Below are 2,522 nucleotides of genomic sequence, written 5' to 3'. Positions count from 1 at the left end.
TTGCGGCTGTCAGGTCGCCTGTGCGGTCGCGCTTTTGCATTTTTGCTTCTTTTGTTGCAAGACAAAAGAAGGCCCGCGGCAGCGAAGGCAACATCCGTATGAATTACGCCCTCGACCCCACCGACAACCAGGTCAAGATCCTCAACGAAGACCATTACTACCCGTTCGGCCTCAAGCACACCAACTACAACTCGAACGTGAAAAACTTCCAGGAAGACCCGGGGTTTTCGACGTTACGGATCATTCAGGTGCCGTCGGAGGGGAATACATATAGGTATAAATACCAAGAACAGGAGTGGCAAGACGAGTTGGGGCTTAATTGGTATAGTTTTAAGTGGAGGAATTATGATCCGTCAATAGGCAGATTTTTTAATATTGATAAATTAGCACAAGATTACGTTTATAATTCACCGTATGCTTTTTGTGAGAATAAGGTAGTTTCCGGTAGAGAAATTGAGGGGTTAGAATATTCGACTAGCACTTCAAGTGATGGCAAGACTGTAACCGTGACTGCTAAAGTATCGTTAGTGAACAAGAGTAATGGTATAATTAGTAATAAGGAAATGAGGATGCTTGCTGAGGATAGGGCTGCAAACCTAAATTCGACGGTGGGAGGAAAAGACCTATCGGGCAGACAGATCGTTATGAAAGTTGAATTTGATCCAAAAGCGACTTTAATTTGGGAGTATAATACGGCGCTGGATGTTAGTAAAACTGTTTTAGGACCAAATGAAACTCTTGAACAATTACAAGTAGTGGCATCAACCGCTGCTGGGTGGACGGATGATATTGGCAATACTCAAAAGAATCGCACGCAGATAAATCTGAACGGTATTCCTGATGGAATGTCAGAAAAAGGTATCTTCAGGATGTGGAATAAAACAGTTAGGAATGAAACTGCTCGTACCGGAAACCATGAAGACGGGCACAATTTGGGACAGCGTCATCAAGATGATGCTTTACTTAGTCAAGAAAAAGCACAGATTCAATTATGCGATCCTGATAATTTGTTTAATAGACAAGCTGAAGGCTCTAACGTAACACCACAACAACGAACTGATATTATAAACCAAATAAATTCACAGCAATCAAATGTCAAGCCTTAAATATTTTTTATTGTTAATTGTAATTTGCACAATCTGTTTTTGTAAAGGTGCTCAGAAATCAGATCATAAGCTTACTCAAACGTCTTATTCGCTTGAGGTTGCATATGACGATAACGATGATTTCGATTCAGTTGTTAGAAAGAATTATTTACTGAAAACCATTAAGGCAGATAAGAAAGATGATAGTGTTATTTATTTTACAGGAGGTTTTTTTGAACAATCTGTTGTTCTTTATGAAGGGAGTCAAAATAAGATCGTAAAAAACCTTTCCACCATCGATCGTGTAGGACTGGCTGGTTATCATGTTTTCAATAATACGGGAAATATGAAAATAGATTTTTCTGGTCTGGGAGTTGTTTTTAATTATAACAAAAAAAATATTAAGAAATACAAATATCTGTATATTTCAAAATCCAATGCTATAATATATGTATTGTATTCCAATACATATAAGCCTTTTATGTGATTTAGAGAGGGTAGGGGTAATGTGGTAATGTGGTAATGTTTCAGAATTAGTGATGGCTCAAATATCGTATCATAATATATTATAAGTCAATTATTAGTTCAGTAATAACAAACAAAAAGGAGTGTGTTTCGCACTCCTTTTTACATTTAAAAATGCCTTAAAACGATCTATGATGATGAAAGGCGACACCTCATGTTCCAGAGTTAGTGATGGGTTTGTGTTAAAGAAATCTGTGACAATTTTTTTTGACACAAAAAGATTGTCACGGTGGTGTTTGGTCAAAAAAATATTTCAAGCGTCAGTTTGTAAAATACAAACCGCGCCGTTTCCCAAATTTCCTATATTTACGCAACAAACATCTTCACCATGGAAACTCCTTCTAAATCCCACATAGGACGAAAAATCTCCCGCATCCGCGAACTGCGCGGCATGAAACAGGAAGCGCTGGCCCAAGCCTTGGGCGTCAGCCAGCAGACCGTCAGCAACATGGAGAACAGCGAAGACATCGACGACGTAAGATTGAAGGACGTCGCACAGGCGCTCGGCGTTAGCCTGGAAGCGATTAAAAGTTTTAGCGAAGAAAATGTAATCAATTACTTCAATACATTCAACGATACAGACTTCAGCAATAGCCACGGTGCGTTTGCACATAACCACCAATGCAATTTCAATCCGTTAGACAAAGTGGTCGAACTGTACGAACGGTTGGTGCAGGCCGAAAAAGACAAGGTGGCCTATCTCGAAAAACTACTGAATAAATAAGATCGACCGCCACTGGCGGTTTTTTTTATCGTATCCCTGTATTTCCTTCTTTCCGAAAACTTCCCGCGGACACGCATTTTGCGCAGCGCGCAAGCAAAATGTCAATAAACGCTTCCGTCTTCCTGCGCCATGATCGCACAGGCGGGTACCTGACGCCGCAAAGGCTTGGAAAAAAGCGAAAAACTGTC

General features: G+C 40.1%; 4 protein-coding genes. 3 read left to right on the top strand and 1 reads right to left on the bottom strand.

Going from position 1 to position 2,522, the window contains the following annotated elements; genetic code table 11:
* The 3 genes from HZF10_RS17840 to HZF10_RS17830 all read left to right on the top strand — a co-directional run.
* Positions 1-1,106 (top strand): RHS repeat-associated core domain-containing protein (locus tag HZF10_RS17840; RefSeq protein WP_306454604.1); only part of this gene is annotated, 1,106 nt, incomplete at its 5' end.
* Positions 1,093-1,572, top strand: a complete 480-nt coding sequence (locus HZF10_RS17835) for a hypothetical protein (RefSeq protein ID WP_176007599.1) — start codon at positions 1,093-1,095, stop codon at positions 1,570-1,572. The genes HZF10_RS17840 and HZF10_RS17835, both read left to right, overlap by 14 nt.
* Before the next feature lie 366 nt (positions 1,573-1,938).
* Positions 1,939-2,334 (top strand): helix-turn-helix domain-containing protein, encoded by a 396-nt coding sequence (locus HZF10_RS17830; RefSeq protein ID WP_176007598.1) that lies wholly within the window; start codon positions 1,939-1,941, stop codon positions 2,332-2,334.
* Here the strand turns inward: HZF10_RS17830 and HZF10_RS17980 are convergent.
* On the bottom strand, positions 2,320-2,522 hold a 203-nt coding region (locus HZF10_RS17980), incomplete at its 5' end, for a hypothetical protein (RefSeq protein ID WP_217703413.1). The genes HZF10_RS17830 and HZF10_RS17980 overlap by 15 nt on opposite strands.

It is taken from the genome of Flavobacterium agri (assembly GCF_013401995.1).
Taxonomy (GTDB): Bacteria; Bacteroidota; Bacteroidia; order Flavobacteriales; family Flavobacteriaceae; genus Flavobacterium; species Flavobacterium agri.
The sequence above is the reverse complement of the archived record's forward strand: the minus strand, read 5'-3'. Positions and strand labels throughout refer to the sequence as shown.

Coding starts and splice junctions, on each gene's coding strand:
- HZF10_RS17835 (WP_176007599.1), top strand. CDS start 1,093: ATGTCAAGCCTTAAATATTTTTTATTGTTAATTGTAATTTGCACAATC.
- HZF10_RS17830 (WP_176007598.1), top strand. CDS start 1,939: ATGGAAACTCCTTCTAAATCCCACATAGGACGAAAAATCTCCCGCATC.